The following is a 19,584-nucleotide window of genomic DNA, read 5'->3' as shown; positions in this document are numbered from 1 at the left end:
CGCGGGCGCCCCTTCAACCCACCACGGGCATCGCCCCGTCCAGATAGTCGAGAAACGCACGCACCCGCGCCGCCGTGCGATCTTCCGCCGCATAGAGCGCATGGATATCCTCGCCATCGCCGGGATTATAGTCGGCCAGCACTTCGACCAATCGCCCCGCCCTGATGTCGCTCGCGACATGGAAATGGCCGTGCCGGGCGATGCCACCGCCAGCGACCGCCATCTGCCGCACCACTTCGCCTGAATTGCCGTAGAAGCTGCCCTGCACCGGCCGCTGCACCAGCTTTCCGCGGATGCGGAACGGCCAGCCGTCGATCGAGCGGCGGAAGCTGAAGCGCAGGCAGTCATGATCGTCCAGATCGTCCGGCGTCTGCGGCGTGCCGCGCCGGGCGAGATAGGCGGGGCTGGCCACCAGCACCATCGCGCTATGGCCCAGCTTCTTCGCGCGCAGGCTGGTGTCGCGCAGCGGGCCGATACGGATGGCGATATCGGCCCGCTCCTCGACCAGATCGACGATCGTGTCGGACAGGGTCAGGTCCACCGTCACCGCCGGATAGAGGTCACGGAAGCCGGGCAGGATCGGGATCAGGCATTCGATGCCGAAGGAGGGCGAAGCGTTGATCCGCAACAGCCCGCGCGGCGTCGTGCGATCCTCGCCCAGCCCCGCCTCCAGCGCCATCATGTCGCCCAGCAGCACCGCCATACGGTCGCGATAGGTGACGCCTTCCGGCGTGAGCGCCAGCGCCCGCGTCGTCCGCCGCAGCAGGGTGACGCCCAGCCTTTGTTCCAGCCGCGCGACCGACCGGCTGACCGCCGATGGCGTCAGGCGCAAAGCCTTGGCCGCCGCCGCCAGACTGCCTTCACCCGCCACCATCAGGAAGGTTTCGATGTCGCCGAACCGGTTATCCATGATTTCAAATCACTTCTGAAATGCGAAAGTGCAATCTAATCATCAATGCAAAATGCTCTATCTTGCTGTCAACTTCGCTGTCACTTTCAGAGGAATTCATCGTGGATCTTCAGCTTTCGGGCAAGACCGCCCTCGTCACCGGATCGACTGCCGGCATCGGCTTCGCCATCGCCAAGCGCCTGGCTGAGGAAGGGGTCGAGGTCGTCATCACCGGCCGCAACCAGGCCAAGCTGGACGCTGCCGCCGCCGAATTGTCGCAGGCCGGCACCATCCGCCCGGTACTGGCCGATCCCGCGACCGCCGCGGGTGCCGACGCGCTGATCGCCGCCGTCCCGGACATCGACATCCTGGTCAATAATCTCGGCATCTATGAGGCCAAGGACTTCACCGACATCACGGACGCGGACTGGCATCATCTGTTCGAGGTCAATGTGGTGAGCGGCGCCCGCCTCGCCCGCCATTATTTTCCGAAGATGCTCGAAAAGAACTGGGGCCGCATCCTCTTCATCGCCAGCGAAAGCGGCCTGCTGCCGCCCGCCGAGATGATCCATTATGGCATGACCAAGTCGGCCCAGCTCGCCATTTCACGCGGCCTGGCCGAACATACGCGCGGTACCGGCGTCACCGTCAATTCGGTGCTGCCCGGCCCGACCCGCTCGGAGGGCATTGTCGAGTTCATCCGCTCGGTGGTCGAGAACAAGGACGCGTCCGAAACCGAACGCGAGGCTGAATTCTTCACCAAGCTGCGCCCGCTTTCGCTGATCAAGCGGCTGATCGAAGCCGATGAGGTCGGTGCGATGACCGCCTATCTCGCCAGCCCGCTGGCCGCCGCCACCAACGGCGCTGCGGTCAAGGTCGAAGGCGGCATGGTGCCCACCATCTACTAAAAAACCCACGTCCGTTCGTTTCGAGCTTGTCGGGAAACGGCAGCACGGCGCTTGCCGCTTCTCGACTTCGCTCGAAGCGAACGGGAGTTAGCATCCTGCTTGTGGCAACTGGCCCTGTCGCTCGTTTCCTCCTCTGCCTATGAGGATGGAAATGAGCGATACGGACTGCCTGCCCACCATCGACCAGGCGCTGGAACAGGATGGCTATGCCCGCCTGGCCGGCGCCGGCCTGCTGCACCAGCTGGAAATCGGCGCGGCCGACTGGGCGCCCTTTGCCCGCAGCTGGGACGATCTTGGCCCCGACCTCTTCATGGCTGATGGCGGCCGTTATCGCCGCCGCCGCCACGCGACCTTTCGCTGCGCCGCCGGCCAGTTCATCCGCCAGCCGCACCAGCCCCATTATCAGAGCCGCGACTATAATCCGCTGAACGGCGACGTGCAGCGCTGGTTCGATCCCGTCGAAGACGCTACGATCGCGCTGCCGGTGACGCAGGCGCTGCTCGCCTTTTGCGTCGGCCATTTCGATCCGGCATCATCGGGCGACTGGCATGTCGAGATGCACCAGTTCCGCATCGAGGCGAAGCCGGGGGAGCTTGGCCGCCCCACGCCCGAGGGCATGCACCGCGACGGCGTTGATCGGGTCTTCGTGATGCTGGTCGAACGCCGTAACGTGCGCGAGGGCGTCACCCGCATCGGCGCCGCTGACGGCACGCCGATGGGCGAATTCACCCTGGCCCAACCGGGCGACGCGATGCTGATCGATGACCACCGCATCTTCCACGGCGTAACCGAAATCCACGCCGTCGATCCCGCCCAGCCCGCCTGGCGCGACGCGCTGGTGATTACCTTTGTAGCCAACAACTAAGCCCGTTCGTTTCGAGCGAAGTCGAGAAACGGCAAGCGCAGCGCTCTGCGCTTCTCGACACGCTCGAAGCGAACGGATTTTTGGTTCTCCGCCTTTACTTCAGCAGCACCAGCTCTTCAGCCATGCTGGGGTGCAGCGCGACCGTATCATCGAAATCCTGCTTGGTGAGGCCCGCCTTCACCGCGACGGCCGCCGCCTGCAGGATTTCCGGCGCATCCGGGCCGATCATGTGCAGGCCCACCACCTTGTTGGTGGTCGCATCCACGACCATCTTGTAGAGCGCCCGCTCGTCGCGCCCGGCCAGCACATTCTTCATCGGCCGGAAGTCGGAGGTATAGACCTTCACCGTGCCATATTTGTTCTTGGCCTGCGCTTCGGTCAGGCCGACGCCGGCCAGCGGCGGATGGCTGAACACGGCCGACGGCACGCAGCTATAGTCGACGGTGCGCGGATTGTTGCCGAACACGGTGTCGGCAAAGGCATGGCCCTCGCGGATCGCCACCGGGGTCAGTTGCAGCCGATCGGTGACGTCGCCCACGGCGTAGATGCTCTCGCAACTGGTGCGGCTATATTCGTCGACCTTGATCGCGCCCTTGTCGTCGATCTCGACGCCGGCATTCTCCAGACCCAGACCGTCGGTGTGCGGTTGGCGACCGGTGGCGAACAGCACGATATCGGCCGCGACCGGATCGCCATTCTTGAAGTGGACGCACAAGGTGCCATCCTCCTTCTTCTCGATCTTCTCCATCTGCGCGTTGAAGCGGAAATTAATCCCCTTCATCGTCGAAATCTGGAGCAGCCGGTCGCGGATCTGCTCGTCATAGCCGCGCAGCAGCGTGCCACCCCGGTTGACCATCGTCACATGGCTGCCGAACTGGTGGAAGATGCCGGCAAATTCATTCGCGATATAGCCGCCCCCGACGATGACGATGCGCTTGGGGCATTCGTCCAGGTGGAACACCTCGTTGGAGGTGATGCCATGTTCTGCGCCCTCCACCTCGGGGATCAGCGGCCAGGCGCCGGTCGCGACCAGGATGACCTTGGCCGTCACCTCGCGTCCGCTGGCGAGCTTCACGCTATGCGGTCCGGTCACCGTCACCCGCTCGGCGATCAGCTCGACCTTATGGCTGTTGAGCGTGTTGGTGTAGAGTCCTTCCAGCCGGTCGACATCGGCCAGCACATTGTCGCGCAGCGTCGCCCATTCAAAGCCGCAGTCCGGCACATTCCAGCCGAAACGGCGGGCGTCCTTCAGATCCTCGGCGAAATGGGCGCCATAGATGAGCAGCTTCTTGGGCACGCAGCCGCGGATGACGCAGGTGCCGCCGACGCGAAATTCCTCGGCCACCGCGACCTTTGCGCCATGCGCGGCGGCGACGCGCGACGCGCGCACCCCGCCCGATCCTGCGCCGATGACGAAAAGGTCGAAATCATAATCGCTCATGCCAGTCTCCGCTCGGCGCACTATCTTGGCGGCGGATATGGCGGCTGGACGGCGCAGTTACAAATGGGAATTTCCTCCCCGCATGTGGGGAGGGGGACCATGCGCAGCATGATGGAGGGGGTGTGCCGCCAGCCCGGCGGAGAAGGATAGCCCCCTCCACCGGCCTGCGGCCGGTCCCCCTCCCCCTGCGGGGAGGTTTATTCGCCCAGCGCGATCTCGATCAGCGCCATGGTCGAGGGGTCGAAACCGGTCGGGCCATTGGCCTCGATCGACTTGGCGATCTCCTTGCCCAGCTCGACACCGAACTGGTCATAGGGGTTGATCCCCATCAGCACGGCATTGGCGAAGGTGCGATGCTCGTAGAAGGCGATCAGCGCGCCCAGCGCCTCTGGGTTCACATCATCCATCAGGATGGTGGTCGACGGGCGGTTGCCGGCATAGGCACGGGCCGGATCTTCATTGTCCTTGCCGCGCATCAGCGCCGCGCCTTGGGCGAAGCAGTTGACCAGCAGTGCGCGATGATGCGCCGGGTCGAGCGCATTGCCCGGTTCGATCGAGGCGATGAACTCCACCGGGGTCAGGATCGTGCCCTGGTGCAGCAGCTGGAACACCGCATGCTGCGCATCGGTGCCGACGCCGCCCCAGGTGATCGGCGCGGTCGGCCCATCGACTGGCGATCCGTCCAGCTTCACCGACTTGCCATTGCTCTCCATCTCCAACTGCTGGAGATAGGAGGGCAGCAGCGCCAGCCGCTCGTCATAGGCGAACAGGGCGCGCGTCTCGCAGCCCAGCACACGAGCATAATATTGATCGACGAAGGCGGCGATCAGCGGGATATTCTCGCGCGGATCGGTCAGCTGGAAATGGCGGTCCATCGCCGCAGCGCCCTCCAGCAGGCTTTCGAACGCGTCCCAGCCCAGCGCCAGTGCGGCGGGGAAGCCGATCGACGACCAGAGCGAATAGCGGCCGCCGACGCTTTCGGGGAAGGGCAGGATGCGGGTCTCGTCGACGCCCCATTCCATCGCCTTTTCTGGCGCGGCGGTCAGCGCAATCACCTTGCCATAAGGGTCTTCGACACCCGCCTCGACCATCCAGTTGATCGCGCTCGCCGCGTTCAGCATGGTTTCGCTGGTGGTGAAGGTCTTGGACGCGATCGCGATCAGCGTGGCGTCGGGATCGAACGCATCCATCGCCTTTTCGAGCGCCGTGCCGTCGACATTGGAGACGATCGCGACATCATAGCGCATGCCGTCGCCGCCCAGCGCATCGACGATCAGGTCGGGGCCGAGCGCCGACCCGCCGATGCCGATATGCAGGATATGGCGGATCGGGCCGAGCGCTTCCGCCTCGATCGCGTCGATCAGCGCGCGGGTGCGATTATGCAGCGCCTTGGCCAGCGCCACGCTGTCGGCATTGCCGACGCCGCGCTGCGCGGTGTGCTCGGCGGCGCGTCCTTCAGTATTGTTCACCGCCTCGCCGGCGAACAGTGCTTCGCGACGTCCGGTGAAATCCTGTTCCTGCGCCAGCTTCAGGAAGCCGTCGACCAGATCGTCGGTCAGATGCGTCTTGGACCAGTCGAAGCGCAGCGGCCCATGGCTCAGCACCAGCTTGGACAGGCGGTCGGGATCACTCTCGAAGATGGTCTTGAGTTCAGCTTGAGGCAGGGCGGCAAGGGCCGCCAGTGCGGGACTGGACATGCGGGAGATCCTCTTGGTCGTTGGTCGATATCGACGCTGTACCGGTCGATTCTTCCTCTCCTTATCCAAAAGCGGCACGCATTGCATCGTCCACGCGCTTGACGCGGCGCGGGCGACCCCGCAAAAGCCGCGACAGGCCGCAGTGATACGTCGCAGCGCGGCACGATCTTGAAGGAACATTAGGCAGACATGAGCGCAAAATCGGAAACGCGGGACTTCATCTGGTTCCTCGCCAAGCTGGCGGTGTTCGTCTTCGTCCTGCGCAGCTTCATCGTCTCGCCCTTCAACATCCCTTCGGAATCGATGCAGCCGCGGCTGCTGATCGGCGACTATCTGCTGGTCGCCAAATGGCCCTATGGCTATTCGCGCTATTCGCTGCCCTTCTCGGTGCCGCTGATCCCCGGCCGCATCTTCCCCTCGACGCCGCAGCGCGGCGACGTGGTGGTGTTCAAGGCGCCGCCGAGCCAGAAGAACGACTATATCAAGCGGGTGATCGGCCTGCCGGGCGACATGATCTCGGTTCGCGGCGGCACCGTCTATCTGAATGGCCAGGCGATCCCGAAGCAGAAAGTCGCCGACCTCGTCATTCCGGTGACGCCCAACATGGAAGATGCCGCGCAGAAGGAAGGCAGCCCCTCCCCCTGCTATCGCCCCGAATTCGAACAGGCCGCGCCGGGCGGTGGCAAGCAGTGCCGCTATCCCCAGTATCGTGAGACGCTTCCGGGCGGCAAGAGCTATAACGTCCTCGACCTGGTGCCCGATGGCGCCGCCGACGACCGTGACACCGTGCTGGTGCCGCAAGGCCATCTCTTCATGATGGGCGACAATCGCGATCGCAGCGCCGACAGCCGCTTCCCGGCGGTCGAAGGCGGCGGCATCGGCCTCGTCCCCGAGGAAAATCTGGTCGGCAAGGCACTTGTTTCGGTCTTCTCGACCGACGGCAGCGCCAACTGGCTGCTGCCCTGGACCTGGTTCACCGCCGCACGCTGGAGCCGGATCGGGGAAGGCTTTTGATGGTGGCTTCGCACAGGCCTGATACCGCAGCCTGGCTGATCGCGCTGATCGGCCGCGCGCCGATCAACCCCGCCGCCTTCGAACAGGCGCTGACCCATGGCAGCGCCAAGGCGGAAAATTACGAGCGGCTGGAATTTCTGGGCGACCGCATCCTGGGGCTGCTGATCGCCGAATGGCTCTATGCCCGCTTCCCGACCGAACCGGAAGGCAAGCTGTCGCGCCGTTTCAACGCGCTGGTCTCGGGCGAAACCTGTGCGCAGGTGGCCCGCGCCGCCGGCGTGCCCACCCATCTGGTGCTGGGCAAGCAGGCGCGCGACGATGGCGCCGCCGACAGCGACAATGTGCTGGGCGACGTGATGGAGGCGCTGATCGGCGCCCTCTATCTGGAGGCCGGGCTGGACGAGGCACGCACATTGGTCCGTCGCCTGTGGGGCGACCGGGTCGACACCCAGACCGCCGCGCCGCGCCACCCCAAGTCGGCGCTGCAGGAATGGGCCGCGTCGAACAAGCGCAAGCCACCCGAATATGTGATGACGGACCGGTCGGGGCCGCACCATGCGCTGCGCTTCACCGTCACCGTCTCGATCAAGGGCGCGGGCGAGGCGAGCGCCACCGGCGGCTCCAAGCAGGAAGCCGAGACGGCCGCGGCGAAAGCCCTGCTGGAGCAATTGGCGGGCTAAGCCTGTCCCCAACATTCATTTTGGTTTAGGAAGACGTCTCCGCGCATTGGCGTGGAGCGAACGGAGCATGTGATTGACCATCGAGTTTGAAAATCAGCGCTGTGGCGTCATCGCCATCGTCGGCGCCCCCAATGCCGGCAAGTCGACGCTGGTCAATGCACTTGTCGGGCAGAAGGTGGCGATCACCAGCCCCAAGGCGCAGACCACGCGCACCCGCGTCATGGGCGTCGCGATCGAGGGCGATGCGCAGATGGTGCTGGTCGACACGCCCGGCATCTTCGCGCCGCGCCGCCGCCTCGATCGCGCGATGGTGCAGGCCGCCTGGGGCGGCGCGCAGGGCGCCGACCTGATCGTCCTGCTGGTCGATGGCAAAGCGGGCCTTGGCGCCAAGATGGAGCCGATCATCGCTGCGCTGAAGGCCCGGCCGGAACGCAAATGGCTGGTGCTCAACAAGGTCGACATCGCGGTCAAGGAGAAGCTGCTGGTCCATACCCAGCGCCTCTATGAGGAACTGGAGTTCGAGGAGACCTTCTTCGTTTCCGCCGCGACCGGCGATGGCTTGCCCGAACTCAAGACCGCCTTTGCGAACGCCATGCCCCAAGGCCCCTGGCATTTCCCCGAGGATCAGGTGTCGGATGCGACCGACCGCATGCTGGCGGCCGAAATCACCCGCGAGCAGCTTTATCACCAGCTCCACGCCGAACTGCCCTATGCCGCCGCGGTCGATACCGAGCAGTATAAGGAACGCGACGACGGTTCGGTCGAAATCCACCAGCAGATCCTGGTCGGCCGCTCCAGCCAGCGCGCGATCGTGCTGGGCAAGGGTGGCCAGCGCCTCAAGGAAATCGGGTCCAAGGCGCGCGCCGAACTGGCCAACCTCCTGGGCGTCAAGGTCCATCTCTACCTCCACGTCAAGGTGAAGGAAGACTGGGAAGAAGACCGCTTCATCTATCGCGACATCGGCCTCGACTGGGTCGACTGATCCACTTCGCTGCACAAGCGAAACATAATCGCCACCCCGGTCGTTGAGCCTTCATGCTCAAGACCATCATGGTGGCCACGCGGGATCGCGCACGACTGGCCGAGATTACCAGCGTCGCGACCCGCTTCGGCCTCGACATGCTGCTCGCCCGGCTGGGACTGGCGAAAGGCGATGACAGCGCCGCCGCCGATCCGCCCGACCTGCCCCGCCGCACCCGGCAGGCGATGGAGGCGCTCGGCCCGACCTATGTGAAGCTCGGCCAGATCCTCGCCACGCGGCAGGATCTGCTGCCCGAAGCGTGGATCGCCGAATTCGGCAAGCTGCACAGCGACGCGCCCACATTGCCCTTCGACCAGCTTCGCCCGCGCCTCGAAGCGGTGCTGGGCGAACCGGTCGAGACCGCCTTTGCCCGCTTCGATACGGCCCCGCTCGCAGCCGCCTCCATGGCACAGGTCCATCGCGCCACGCTGACCGACGGGCAGGAGGTGGTGGTCAAGATCCGCCGGCCGGGCATCCGCAAGGCGATGGAGGCGGACCTGCGCCTCATCACCCATCTGGCCGGCATCGTCGAGGCCAGCAGTCGCGAGGCGCGCCGTTTCCAGCCGCAGGCGCTGGTGCAGCAATTGCTCGATACCTTGCTGGAGGAACTGGATTTCACCCAGGAAGGTCGCAATGCCGACCGGCTGCGCGAAGACCTGGCCGACAACCCGGCCGTGGTCATTCCGGCGATCCACTGGACCTATTGCGCGGAAACCGTGCTGGTCATGGACTATATCGACGGTGTGCCGCCGCGCGACGGCGACACCTTGCGCGCTGCCGGCATCGATCCGGTCGCGATCGCCGACCTTGGCGCTGCGCTGGTGCTCGACATGGTGCTGGTCCATGGTCGCTTCCATGGCGATCCCCATCCCGGCAACCTTCTCTGCCTGCCCGGTGACCGGCTCGCCTTGCTCGACCTGGGCCTGATCGGGCATGTCAGTGCGCGGCGGCGGCAGGAATTTCTTTCCTTCATCCTCTCGCTCCGCTCCGGCGACGCGCGCACCCTGGCCGACACGCTGCTGCTCTGGTCAAAGGCCAGCGCGCCCGATCCCGGCCGGGTGCTGGACGCCGCCGAGCAACTGGTCGCGCGCCATGGCAGCGGCCCGCTGGTCCTCACCCGCATGGTCGCCGACTTCTTTCCGCTGCTGCGCAAGGAGGGGCTGGTGCTGCCGCCCGACCTCGCCCTCATCTTCAAGGCGCTGATCACGATGGACGGGGTGCTGGGCGCGATCCAGCCCGGCTTCGACCTGTCGCAGGCGCTGCAAAAGGCGCGCGGCCGGCTGGTGATGAGCCAGGTCGCGGCGGCCCATGCCCCGGAAAAGACCGTCGCGCTGCTGCTCGAACTCTCGCGCATCGCCGACGACGCCCCGCGCCTGTTGCGCGCGCTGACGCGGCGGCTGGAGGCAGACGCAACACAAGCCACGCCGTCCCCATCATACCAAGGCAGTGACTGGATCGCCGCGGCCATCCTCGCCGCCGGCGCCCTGATCGCTGCCGCACATTATTGGGGCTAACCCCGCAGCAAGCGACCAGGGCGATGGCGTATTATTCCGCCGCCGCCTTCTTCTTGGCCGGTGCCTTCTTGGCGGCGGGCTTCTTCTCCCCCGCTTCCTTCTTTGCCGCCGGCTTCTTGGCGGCCGCCTTCTTCGCCGGCGCCTTCTTGCCCTTCTTGGCCGGGGCCGCCGCCGCGCGCGCGTCGATCAGTTGGGCCGCTTCCTCCAAGGTCAGCGCGTCCTGCTCGATCGTCTTGGGCAGGGTCGCGTTGGTGGTGCCGTCAGTGACATAGGGGCCATAGCGGCCCGCCATCAGCTTGATCTCCGCCTCGGTGCGCGGATGCTTGCCCAACACCTTGAGCGGCTCGCGCGACGAACCGCCACGCCCGCCCTTGTTCGCCGCATCGGCGAGCTTGGCGACGGCCATGTTCATGCCCACCTCGAAAATCTCGGCGGTCGAGGACAGGCGGCCATATTTGCCGTCATGCAGCAGATAGGGACCGAAACGGCCGATATTGGCAACGATCGGCAGTCCGGTTTCCGGGTGCAGACCAACCTCGCGCGGCAGGCTCAGCAGCTTGATCGCCCAGTCGAGCGTCATCTCGCCATCGGGCAGATCCTTGGGGATCGACCCGCGCTTGGCCTCCTTGCCCTCGCCCATCTCGATATAGGGGCCGAAACGGCCGGACTTCTTGACGATGTCCTGCCCGGTCTCGGGATGCTGACCCAGGATTTCGGGACCGGTATCGGCGCCATCGCTGCCGCCCGGCTGGCCGAACTTGCGGGTATATTTGCACTCGGGATAGTTGGAGCAGGCAATGAACGCACCAAAACGGCCACCGCGCAGCGACAATTGGCCATCGGCGCAGAGCGGGCAGGCGCGCGGATTGCTGCCGTCCGCCTTGGGCGGGAACAGCATCGGCTCCAGGAACTTGTCCAGCTCCGCCGTGATGTCCGACGGCTTCTGCTCCATGATCTCGGCGGTCTTGGGCTTGAAGTCCTTCCAGAAGGCTTCGAGCACTTCCTGCCACTGGGCACGGCCGCCGGAAATCTCGTCCAGCTCGTCCTCAAGACCAGCGGTGAAATCATAGGAGACATAGCGCTCGAAGAAGCGCTCCAGGAAGGCCGTGACGAGACGCCCGCTTTCCTCGGCAAAGAAGCGGTTCTTCTCGACGCGGACATAGTCGCGATCCTTCAGAACCTGCAGGGTCGAGGCATAGGTCGACGGGCGACCGATGCCCAGCTCTTCCAATTTCTTGACCAGCGAGGCTTCGGAATAGCGCGGCGGCGGCTGGGTGAAATGCTGCTCGGCGCTCACCTTCTTCTTGGCCGGCGCATCGCCTTCGCTCAGGCGCGGCAGCAGCTTGCTATCATCATCCTCGGCGTCGTCGCGACCTTCCTCATAGAGGGCGAGGAAACCGGGGAAGATCACCACCTGGCCGGTGGCGCGCAGCGTATGGCTGCCGCTGCCGTCGACCATGTCGATGGTGGTGCGTTCCAGCCGGGCCGAAGCCATCTGGCTCGCCAGCGCGCGCTTGAAGATCAGGTCATAGAGGCGCGCATGATCGCCGCCGCCGACCTTGTCGCGATGGAATTCGGTCGGACGAATGGCTTCGTGCGCTTCCTGCGCATTCTTCGCCTTGGTCTGATATTGGCGCGGCTTTTCGGGCAGATAACCGCCGTCATAGCGTTCCGCGATCGCCTTGCGCGCGGCCGAGATGGCGCTGCCGTCCATCTGCACGCCATCGGTACGCATATAGGTGATCGCGCCGTCCTCGTAGAGCTGCTGCGCGATCCGCATCGTGTGGCTGGCGGAAAAGCCCAGCTTGCGCGCGGCTTCCTGCTGCAGGGTCGATGTGGTGAAGGGCGGCGGCGGATTGCGGGTGAGCGGCTTCGTCTCGACCTTGTCGACGGTGAAGCGGCCGGCCTCCACGTCCGCCTTGGCGGCCATGGCATCGCCTTCCTTGCCGATGGTCAGGCGGTCGATCTTCTCGCCCTTCCAGCGGACCAGGCGCGCGGTGAAGCCCTGCCCGCCCTGCTCCATCTCGGCCGAGATCGACCAATATTCCTGCGGCACGAAGCTTTCGATCTCGCGCTCGCGCTCCACCACCAGGCGCAGCGCGACCGACTGGACGCGGCCGACCGACTTGGCGCCGGGCAGCTTGCGCCACAGCACCGGCGACAGGGTGAAGCCCACCAGATAGTCGAGCGCGCGGCGCGCGCGATAGGCGTCGATCAGATCCTCGTCCAGCGCGCGCGGCTTGGCCATCGCGTCCAGTACCGCCGCCTTGGTGATGGCGTTGAACGTCACCCGGTCCACCGTCTGCGGCAGCGCCTTCTTGGCGCGCAGCACTTCCTGCACATGCCAGCTGATCGCTTCCCCTTCGCGATCAGGGTCAGTCGCCAGGATCAATCGCGTGGCCTTCTTCGCCTCGTCGGCGATGGCCTTGAGCTGCTTGCCCTTGTCGCCATAATTTTCCCACGACATGGCAAAGCCATTGTCGGGATCGACCGACCCATCCTTGGGCGGCAGGTCGCGGATATGGCCGTAGCTGGCCAGGACATGGAAATCCCCGCCCAGATATTTCTCGATGGTCTTCGCCTTGGCCGGCGATTCGACAATGACAAGTTGCATTCAGGCCCCGGTTTGGAAGTCTCTCACGTATGTGCGCGAGTGTGGAAGGCGAAGACGGCGGGCGTCAAGCGTCGGCTGATGTAGGCAAGATGAGCGGGCTATGCCAGATGCTTCGTCACGACAGGCTCACCCGTCCACCCGCCTGCCGTTCCAGCCCGCCCGCCAGCTCCAGTTCCAGCAGCACCGTCTGCACGATAGCGGGCGACAGGCTGGACAGGCGGATGATCTCGTCCACCGCCACCGCGACCGGCCCCAGCAGCGCGATCACCGCGGCGCGATCGGCATCGGCGACATCGCTCGACACCGGCAGGCCGATGAAGTCGAAACTGCCCTGCCGCACCATGCGGGGATCAAGCCCGCCGACCGCCTCCAGAATGTCGTCGGCATTCTGCACCAATGTCGCGCCCTCGCGGATCAGCAGGTTGCAGCCCTGGGCGCGGGGGTCGAGCGGCGATCCCGGCACTGCCATCACCTCGCGCCCCGCCTCGGTCGCCAGCCTTGCGGTGATCAGCGACCCCGACTTGGGCGCCGCCTCCACCACGACCGTGCCCAGCGCGAGGCCGGCGATGATCCGGTTGCGCGCCGGGAAATGCCGGGCGAGCGGCTGGGTGCCGGGCGGATGCTCGGTCACCAGCAGGCCGCGCTGCGCCACATCCTCCTGCAAGGCCGCATTTTCGGGCGGGAAGCCGATGTCGATGCCGCTGGCGATCACGCCGATCGTGCTGCTGTCGATCGACCCGCGATGCGCTTCGGTATCGATGCCGCGCGCCAGGCCGGACACGACCACCGCACCGCGATCGCCCAGTTGCTGCGCCAATATCCGGGCGAAGCGGCAGGCGGCGGCCGAGGCGTTGCGCGCGCCGACCATGGCGATGCAGGGCCGCGCCGCGATCGCGGCATCGCCGCGCACGATCAGCGCCGGCGGCGCGCCCTCCATCTCGGCCAGCAGCGCGGGATAGTCGGCATCCCCCATCAGCAGATAGCGGGCGCCGATCGCGCGGGTCGCGGAAATCTCCCGCTCGATCGCGGCAGCATCGGCCACCCGCGCCTCTCCCCCACCGCGCGCGGCAAGCATGGGAATGGCGCGCAGCGCTTCAGCCGCGCTGCCGAAGCGCGCGAGCAACTGGCGGTAGCTGACGGGGCCGATCCGCGGGGATCGGATCAGGCGGAGACGGTCGAACCGCTCCTGCCCGCTCACTCGGTGGCGGCTTTCTGCTTGGAACTGCCGACCTTGGGCTCCTCGCCCTTCATCAGCCGGGCGATATTGGCACGGTGCCGCCAAAGCACGATCAGCGCGAGCGCCAGGCTGACCGGCACCAGATCGATCCGGCCAAAGGCAAACATGGCGATCGGTGCGCTGACCGCGGCCGACATGCCGCCGACCGACGACCATTTGGTGCCGAACAGCGCGCCCAGCCACACGACCGCAAAGACGATGCCGGCCGGCCAGTACATGGCCGTCACCACGCCCATCATCGTCGCCACGCCCTTGCCACCGGCAAAGCGCAGCCAGACCGGGTAGCAATGGCCGATGAACGCCATGGCGCCCGCCATCGGCCCGCCACCATCCACCAGCGCCGCGCCGATCAGCACCGCCGCCGCCCCCTTGAGCAGGTCGAGCAGCAGGGTCGCCGCCGCCAGCCCCTTGCGCCCGGTGCGCAGCACATTGGTCGCGCCGATATTCCCCGACCCGATCTGGCGCAGGTCGCCAGCGCCGGTGAAGCGCGTCAGCAGCAGGCCAAAGGGGATCGAGCCGAGCAGATAGCCCAGCACCAGGACAAAAGCGGGAAGCAGCCAGGGAGGTGTCATGAAATTCGCCGATAAAGCGTTTTCAAAGCAGGTGGAACAACTGCTGGCTCGGAAAACGCGGTACATCAAAAGACCAGAACAGGACAGCCGATGCAATCGGCCGGCCTGTTCTGATTGTTGCGCGCGACAATAGCGTGACGGGCGCGGGGAGCAATGGGCAGTATCGGTTTACCGCACCCGCGCGGGATTGCCGACCACGGTTGCACCGGCCGGCACGTCGCGCGTCACCACGCTGCCCGCACCGATCAGCGCATCGTCGCCGATCGTCACGCCGGGCAGGATGATCGCGCCGCCGCCGATCCACACATTGCGGCCGATATTGATCGGCACGCCCCATTCGATGCCGGTGGCGCGCTCGGCCGGATCGCGCGGATGATCGGCGGTCAATATCTGCACCCCGGTGCCGATCTGGGTGCCGTCGCCGATGGTCACCGGCACCACGTCCAGGATGACGCAGTTGAAGTTCAGGAACACGCCCGCGCCCAGGAAGATGTTGAAGCCATAGTCGCAGTGGAACGGCGGCCGGATCGTCGATCCCGCCCCCAGCGCGCCCAGCCGCTCGCGCAGCAATGCCTCGCGCTCGGGCGGCAGGGTCGCGTTGAAACGCTGCATCCACGCCGCTGCGGCCAGCTGGTCCGCGATGATTTCCGGGTCGCTCGCATGATAGGGCTCACCCGCGATCATCTTCTGCTTCATGCTGGGCTGGGTCATCCTGTTCTCCTTCGATCGGCCCGCGAGGTGGCAGCGACCGGCCCGTTTTGCAAGCACCGGACGTTGACACTCCCGCCCCATGCCGCGACACAGGCGCGCATGACGGTCGCACCAGACGCTCCCATCCTTTTCTTCGATTCCGGCGTGGGGGGGCTGTCCATCCTAGCCCCGGCCCGCGCCGCCTTGCCGAACGCCCCGGTCGTCTATGCCGCAGACAGCGCCGGCTTCCCCTATGGCACCAAGAGCGAGGCGGAAATCGCCGCGCGCGTGCCCGCCCTGCTCGGCCGGCTGGTGGAGCGCTATCGCCCGCGCCTCGCCGTCATCGCCTGCAACACCGCCTCGACCATCGCCCTGCTGCATGTCCGCGCCGCGCTCGACATTCCGGTGGTCGGCACCGTCCCGGCGATCAAGCCGGCGGCGCTATTGTCCAAAAGCCGGGTGTTCGGCGTGCTGGGCACCAATGCCACCGTGCGCCAGCCCTATGTCGACCGACTTGCCGCCGAACATGGCGCCGACTGCACCGTGCTGCGCCATGGCAGCGCCGCGCTGGTGCAACTGGCCGAGGCGAAGCTGCGCGGCGAAACGCTCGATCCCGCTATCGCCCGTGATGCGCTGGCGGGGCTTCTCGACCAGCCGGGCGGCGACCGGATGGACATGGTCGTCCTCGCCTGCACCCATTTTCCGCTAGTGGAACAAGAACTTGCCGCCGCCGCGCCGCATCCGATGGGCTTCGTCCATGGCGGCGAAGGAATCGCCCGGCGCATCGCCTTCCTGACCGAAGGACAGCCCTGGCCGGATGCGCCCTCGCCCGGCATCGCCGTCTTCACACGCGTCGATGACCAGGTCGAGGCGCTGCGTGACGCGCTTGCCGGCTATGGCCTTGATCGCATCGACGCGCTCTGACCCCAGGGGTAGGCCATTTGTCCAATGGCAAAGCGTTTCGATCACACTGATAGGGAATCTGCGTATCGTTGCGAGCGGTTATCGCTGGCAATGGCAGGCGCGCGCAGGTAAATGCACTCCTCAGGCAGAGGATGGCGCGACCATAGAAGAACCGGCGCGCGAGCAACGGGAAGAACGGCGTAGTGAATTACAAGCATATCTTTTCGCAGGCGATCGACCGGCTCCACAGCGAGGGCCGCTATCGCGTGTTCATCGACATCCTGCGCAACAAGGGCGCATTCCCCAACGCCCGCTGCTTCCACGGCCATAACGGCCCGAAGCCGATCACCGTCTGGTGCTCGAACGATTATCTCGCCATGGGCCAGCATCCCAAGGTGGTCGCCGCCATGGAGGAAGCGCTCCATGATGTTGGCGCTGGATCGGGCGGCACCCGCAATATCGGCGGCAACACCCATTATCATGTCGACCTGGAGGCGGAACTCGCCGATCTGCATGGCAAGGAAGCGGCCCTGCTCTTCACCTCGGGCTATGTCTCGAACGAAGCGACGCTCTCAACCCTCGCCAAGATCCTGCCGGGTTGCATCATCTTTTCGGACGAGTTGAACCACGCCTCGATGATCGCGGGCATCCGTAATTCGGGCTGCGAGAAGCGCGTCTTCCGTCACAATGATCTCGATCATTTGCGCGAACTTCTCGCCGCCGAAGATCCCGAGGCGCCCAAGCTGATCGCCTTCGAAAGCGTCTACTCGATGGACGGCGACGTCGCGCCGATCGCGGAAATCTGCGACCTGGCCGACGAGTTCAACGCCCTCACCTATCTCGACGAAGTCCATGCGGTGGGCATGTATGGCGCGCGCGGCGGCGGCATTTCGGAGCGCGACGATGTCGCCCATCGCCTGACCATCATCGAAGGCACGCTGGGCAAGGCCTTCGGCGTGATGGGCGGCTATATCGCCGCCGATCAGATGATCGTCGACGTAATCCGCAGCTATGCGCCTGGCTTCATCTTCACCACCTCGCTCTCGCCCGTGCTGGTCGCCGGCGTGCTCGCGAGCGTGCGGCACCTGAAGGGCTCCAGCGCCGAGCGCGAAGGCCAGCAGGCATCCGCCGCCAAGCTCAAACAGTTGATGCGCGACGCCGGCCTGCCGGTGATGAACTCGGTCACCCATATCGTACCGCTGATGGTGGGCGATCCGGTCAAGGCCAAGCGGATCAGCGACATCCTTCTCGCCGAATATGGCGCCTATGTGCAGCCGATCAACTATCCCACCGTGCCGCGCGGCACGGAGCGACTGCGCTTCACCCCCGGCCCGGCCCATAATGAAGAGATGATGCGCGACCTGGTGTCGGCACTGGTCGAAATCTGGGACCGGCTGGAACTGGAACTGCTGGAGCGCCAGGCCGCCTGACCGGACAGGAACGGGGCGGCCGATCGCAGCGCCGCCCTGTCCTATCCGCGCAAAAGCCGCTATGACGCGCCAAGTCGGGACCATCCGCCCCGACGCCCGTTCCGCAACAAGATTTCCTACATTGGATATCAAATGTCACAATGTGCGGGAAATATGCGAAGTTAAGCGCGCCCTCTCCTACAAATCCAACATCAGACCCGGATCAGCCCGCCCCTGACCGCATAGCCGCGATAGAGCGTCCGGACATGGGGAAAGCCGCCCATATCCTGCGCAAGTCGGTTGATCGCGCCGTTGAGTTCGCGTCGAGGCGAGACGTGGAATCGCTCCAGCCAGCCGAACAGCGCCCGTTTCCAGAGCGCTGGCAATTCCTCCTGCTGACCGAAATCCACGATCTCCAGCTTGCCGCCCGGCGCCACGCAGCGCGCCGCCTGGACCAGCGCCATTTCCCATTCGGGGATCATCGACAGCGCATAGCTGATGAACACCCGCTCAAAGCTCGCCCGGCCGAACAGCGCCTGCGGATCAAAGCCGCAGGCATCGCCCTGCGCCAATGTCACCCGGTCCGCCATGCCCGCCCTGACGACCGAGGCGCGCGCCGTGTCCAGCATCGCATCGCTGATATCGACACCATAGAGCCGCGCCCTGGGCCAGGCCTTGCCCACCGCAATCAGGTTGCGGCCGGTGCCGCAGCCAATCTCCAGCACCGCGCCGCCGGCGGGCGGATCGAGATCGGCGATCAACCCGTCGCGGCCGAGCAGATAATATTTGCGGGTCAGGTCATAAATGTGCCGCTGGTAGCGATAGACCCCGTCCATCAGCTGCCCATGACCACTCATGCGTCGGTGCCCTTCAGCACATAGAGATGCACGCCGCCATAGATGGCCGACCGGTCGCGCGCGGTATAGTCGCGCGAGGCGTCGGCCCGATAATCCCAATGGGCCAGCACATCGTCAGCGACCCGGCCGGGCAGGATGCTCGGTTCGCCCGCGGTGCGGAACAGCACGCGGGCGCCCGGCTTGGCCGTCCGCGTGATCTGCGCCCAGAGCGCATTCAGCTGCTCGTCATCCATCCAGTCCTGCGCATCGAGCAGGATATAGCGGTCGCACGATCCCGCCGGCTGGCTGGCGAGGAAGTCGGTGAAGTTGATATGCCGGACATCAACCCGCTCTGCCCGGTCGCGCACCGCACGATGATTGGCCGCCTGCAGATAGGGCGGCAACGGCCCCTCACCACCTGCATAGCCCCGCCCAAAAGCCTGCACGGCGAAATAATTGTCCTTGAGATCGAAGTCGCAGGCCAGTTTCTTCAGCCGCGCTTTCAGCACATTGTCCATCCGGTCGTCGCCGGCTAGCGCCTCGAACTGCGCGGGCGGGATGCCGAGGCCGAACAGCGAGGCGGGCTGGCTGGTCAGCCAGCGGACAAAGCCCTTGTCGAAGATCGGCGCCAGTTCGCGCTCGAAGATCGCCAGTTGCTCCTCGCGGCTCTGCGCATCCAGCATCCGCTTAGGGTTCACGCCATGCAGCCGCGCGAGCAGATGCGCCGCGCCGATGAAACGGCCAAGCAGGCCATGCCTGTAGATGCCCCGCGCAAAGCCACCGATACGGCGGCGACCGGTCATGTCGCGACCTTCCCAATAACGACGGGTCGCCTCATCCAGGCGCGGCGCCACGATCTCGCGATAGACCGCGATATTTGCCTTGTCGTCCGCCCGCGCGAAGAAGCGGTGGAAGGCGGCATGATCCGGCAGCGTCTGTGCTGCCATCAGCTTCAGCCGGTTGAGCGCGATATGGGCGGTATTGAGGTCGACTGCCGTGATCTTCGCCGGATCGGCGGTCAGATAGGAGAGGACATTGCAGCCGCCCGACGCGATCGTCACCACATGACTGTCGGGCGTGATCGCCAGCGCTTCCATGTCGACCGCCGGGTCTTCCCATATCTGGGCATAGACCAGGCCGCGGAAGGCGAAGGTGAAGGCGCGTTCCAGCAGCCCCTGCTTCGACAGATGGCGGTGACGATGCACCGCGTTGGTGACTTTCTTGTGGGCCGATGCGGCCATGGGCGCACTCCTCGCTGCCGGGTCGTTCGGTCGGCCGATAGGGCAGGCGCGTG

17 protein-coding genes are annotated in these 19,584 nt (G+C 65.7%); 8 read left to right on the top strand and 9 right to left on the bottom strand.

What is annotated here, in order from left to right; all coding sequences use genetic code 11:
- Positions 1-13: 13 nt before the first annotated feature.
- Complete coding sequence (locus A0U87_RS00610; RefSeq protein ID WP_137405175.1) at positions 14-910, bottom strand: LysR family transcriptional regulator; 897 nt, start codon at positions 908-910, stop codon at positions 14-16.
- Between the two features lie 101 nt (positions 911-1,011).
- On the opposite strand from A0U87_RS00610, the gene A0U87_RS00605 reads away from it, so the two are divergent.
- Positions 1,012-1,797, top strand: a complete 786-nt coding sequence (locus A0U87_RS00605; RefSeq protein WP_048937129.1) for an SDR family oxidoreductase — start codon at positions 1,012-1,014, stop codon at positions 1,795-1,797.
- A 151-nt stretch (positions 1,798-1,948) separates the two neighbouring features.
- Positions 1,949-2,662 (top strand): 2OG-Fe dioxygenase family protein, encoded by a 714-nt coding sequence (locus A0U87_RS00600; RefSeq protein WP_048937248.1) that lies wholly within the window; start codon positions 1,949-1,951, stop codon positions 2,660-2,662.
- Positions 2,663-2,756: 94 nt separating this feature from the next.
- On the opposite strand, the gene gor is transcribed toward A0U87_RS00600, so the two are convergent.
- Together gor and pgi are read right to left on the bottom strand one after the other, a co-directional pair.
- Positions 2,757-4,103, bottom strand: coding sequence for a glutathione-disulfide reductase (gene gor, locus A0U87_RS00595; protein WP_048937130.1), 1,347 nt, complete (start codon positions 4,101-4,103; stop codon positions 2,757-2,759).
- A gap of 197 nt (positions 4,104-4,300) precedes the next feature.
- The gene (gene pgi / locus A0U87_RS00590) at positions 4,301-5,800 is read right to left on the bottom strand and encodes a glucose-6-phosphate isomerase (protein WP_004207241.1); all 1,500 of its coding nucleotides are present in this window, start codon (positions 5,798-5,800) and stop codon (positions 4,301-4,303) included.
- 189 nt (positions 5,801-5,989) lie between these two features.
- Here pgi and lepB point away from each other — a divergent pair, with 189 nt between their 5' ends.
- The 4 genes from lepB (at position 5,990) to A0U87_RS00570 (ending at position 10,029) form a co-directional block, all read left to right on the top strand.
- Positions 5,990-6,814 carry a signal peptidase I gene (gene lepB / locus A0U87_RS00585; RefSeq protein WP_048937131.1) on the top strand — a complete coding sequence of 275 codons (825 nt, stop codon included), beginning with the start codon at positions 5,990-5,992 and terminating at the stop codon, positions 6,812-6,814.
- Positions 6,814-7,494 carry a ribonuclease III gene (gene rnc / locus A0U87_RS00580; protein WP_048937132.1) on the top strand — a complete coding sequence of 227 codons (681 nt, stop codon included), beginning with the start codon at positions 6,814-6,816 and terminating at the stop codon, positions 7,492-7,494. The genes lepB and rnc overlap by 1 nt, the downstream gene beginning before the upstream one ends.
- 73 nt (positions 7,495-7,567) lie before the next feature.
- On the top strand, positions 7,568-8,476 hold the full coding sequence (gene era, locus A0U87_RS00575; RefSeq protein ID WP_048937133.1) for a GTPase Era: 909 nt from the start codon (positions 7,568-7,570) through the stop codon (positions 8,474-8,476).
- 53 nt (positions 8,477-8,529) lie between these two features.
- Positions 8,530-10,029: an AarF/UbiB family protein gene (locus tag A0U87_RS00570; RefSeq protein WP_048937134.1), complete on the top strand. Its 1,500-nt coding sequence runs from the start codon at positions 8,530-8,532 to the stop codon at positions 10,027-10,029.
- A gap of 31 nt (positions 10,030-10,060) precedes the next feature.
- On the opposite strand, the gene topA is transcribed toward A0U87_RS00570, so the two are convergent.
- The 4 genes from topA to A0U87_RS00550 form a co-directional block, all read right to left on the bottom strand.
- The gene (gene topA, locus A0U87_RS00565) at positions 10,061-12,643 is read right to left on the bottom strand and encodes a type I DNA topoisomerase (protein WP_137405174.1); all 2,583 of its coding nucleotides are present in this window, start codon (positions 12,641-12,643) and stop codon (positions 10,061-10,063) included.
- Positions 12,644-12,758: 115 nt separating this feature from the next.
- Entirely contained in the window at positions 12,759-13,841 is a 1,083-nt protein-coding gene (dprA, locus tag A0U87_RS00560) for a DNA-processing protein DprA (RefSeq protein ID WP_048937136.1), read from the bottom strand.
- Entirely contained in the window at positions 13,838-14,452 is a 615-nt protein-coding gene (gene plsY / locus A0U87_RS00555) for a glycerol-3-phosphate 1-O-acyltransferase PlsY (RefSeq protein ID WP_017499586.1), read from the bottom strand. Before plsY ends, dprA begins: the two co-directional genes overlap by 4 nt.
- A 168-nt stretch (positions 14,453-14,620) precedes the next feature.
- Positions 14,621-15,163, bottom strand: a complete 543-nt coding sequence (locus A0U87_RS00550; RefSeq protein ID WP_048937137.1) for a sugar O-acetyltransferase — start codon at positions 15,161-15,163, stop codon at positions 14,621-14,623.
- A 99-nt stretch (positions 15,164-15,262) separates the two neighbouring features.
- On the opposite strand from A0U87_RS00550, the gene murI reads away from it, so the two are divergent.
- Together murI and hemA are read left to right on the top strand one after the other, a co-directional pair.
- Positions 15,263-16,066, top strand: coding sequence for a glutamate racemase (gene murI, locus A0U87_RS00545; protein WP_048937138.1), 804 nt, complete (start codon positions 15,263-15,265; stop codon positions 16,064-16,066).
- A gap of 182 nt (positions 16,067-16,248) precedes the next feature.
- On the top strand, positions 16,249-17,475 hold the full coding sequence (gene hemA, locus A0U87_RS00540) for a 5-aminolevulinate synthase (RefSeq protein WP_010337893.1): 1,227 nt from the start codon (positions 16,249-16,251) through the stop codon (positions 17,473-17,475).
- A 191-nt stretch (positions 17,476-17,666) separates the two neighbouring features.
- On the opposite strand, the gene A0U87_RS00535 is transcribed toward hemA, so the two are convergent.
- The gene (locus tag A0U87_RS00535; protein WP_048937139.1) at positions 17,667-18,311 is read right to left on the bottom strand and encodes a class I SAM-dependent methyltransferase; all 645 of its coding nucleotides are present in this window, start codon (positions 18,309-18,311) and stop codon (positions 17,667-17,669) included.
- Positions 18,308-19,531 carry a DUF3419 family protein gene (locus A0U87_RS00530; RefSeq protein ID WP_048937140.1) on the bottom strand — a complete coding sequence of 408 codons (1,224 nt, stop codon included), beginning with the start codon at positions 19,529-19,531 and terminating at the stop codon, positions 18,308-18,310. Before A0U87_RS00530 ends, A0U87_RS00535 begins: the two co-directional genes overlap by 4 nt.
- Between the last annotated feature and the right edge of the window lie 53 nt (positions 19,532-19,584).

Origin of the sequence: Sphingobium sp. MP9-4, assembly GCF_005281675.1 — a bacterium.
Lineage (GTDB): Bacteria > Pseudomonadota > Alphaproteobacteria > Sphingomonadales > Sphingomonadaceae > Sphingobium > Sphingobium yanoikuyae.
Note: the sequence above shows the minus strand (reverse complement) of the source record. Positions and strands in the feature narration are given on the sequence as shown.

Excerpts from the sequence above, each read along its gene's own strand:
- A0U87_RS00610 (WP_137405175.1), bottom strand. The coding sequence starts at position 910 with ATGGATAACCGGTTCGGCGACATCGAAACCTTCCTGATGGTGGCGGGT.
- A0U87_RS00600 (WP_048937248.1), top strand. The coding sequence starts at position 1,949 with ATGAGCGATACGGACTGCCTGCCCACCATCGACCAGGCGCTGGAACAG.
- gor (WP_048937130.1), bottom strand. The coding sequence starts at position 4,103 with ATGAGCGATTATGATTTCGACCTTTTCGTCATCGGCGCAGGATCGGGC.
- pgi (WP_004207241.1), bottom strand. The coding sequence starts at position 5,800 with ATGTCCAGTCCCGCACTGGCGGCCCTTGCCGCCCTGCCTCAAGCTGAA.
- lepB (WP_048937131.1), top strand. The coding sequence starts at position 5,990 with ATGAGCGCAAAATCGGAAACGCGGGACTTCATCTGGTTCCTCGCCAAG.
- rnc (WP_048937132.1), top strand. The coding sequence starts at position 6,814 with ATGGTGGCTTCGCACAGGCCTGATACCGCAGCCTGGCTGATCGCGCTG.
- A0U87_RS00570 (WP_048937134.1), top strand. The coding sequence starts at position 8,530 with ATGCTCAAGACCATCATGGTGGCCACGCGGGATCGCGCACGACTGGCC.
- topA (WP_137405174.1), bottom strand. The coding sequence starts at position 12,643 with ATGCAACTTGTCATTGTCGAATCGCCGGCCAAGGCGAAGACCATCGAG.
- plsY (WP_017499586.1), bottom strand. The coding sequence starts at position 14,452 with ATGACACCTCCCTGGCTGCTTCCCGCTTTTGTCCTGGTGCTGGGCTAT.
- A0U87_RS00550 (WP_048937137.1), bottom strand. The coding sequence starts at position 15,163 with ATGACCCAGCCCAGCATGAAGCAGAAGATGATCGCGGGTGAGCCCTAT.
- murI (WP_048937138.1), top strand. The coding sequence starts at position 15,263 with ATGACGGTCGCACCAGACGCTCCCATCCTTTTCTTCGATTCCGGCGTG.
- A0U87_RS00535 (WP_048937139.1), bottom strand. The coding sequence starts at position 18,311 with ATGAGTGGTCATGGGCAGCTGATGGACGGGGTCTATCGCTACCAGCGG.
- A0U87_RS00530 (WP_048937140.1), bottom strand. The coding sequence starts at position 19,531 with ATGGCCGCATCGGCCCACAAGAAAGTCACCAACGCGGTGCATCGTCAC.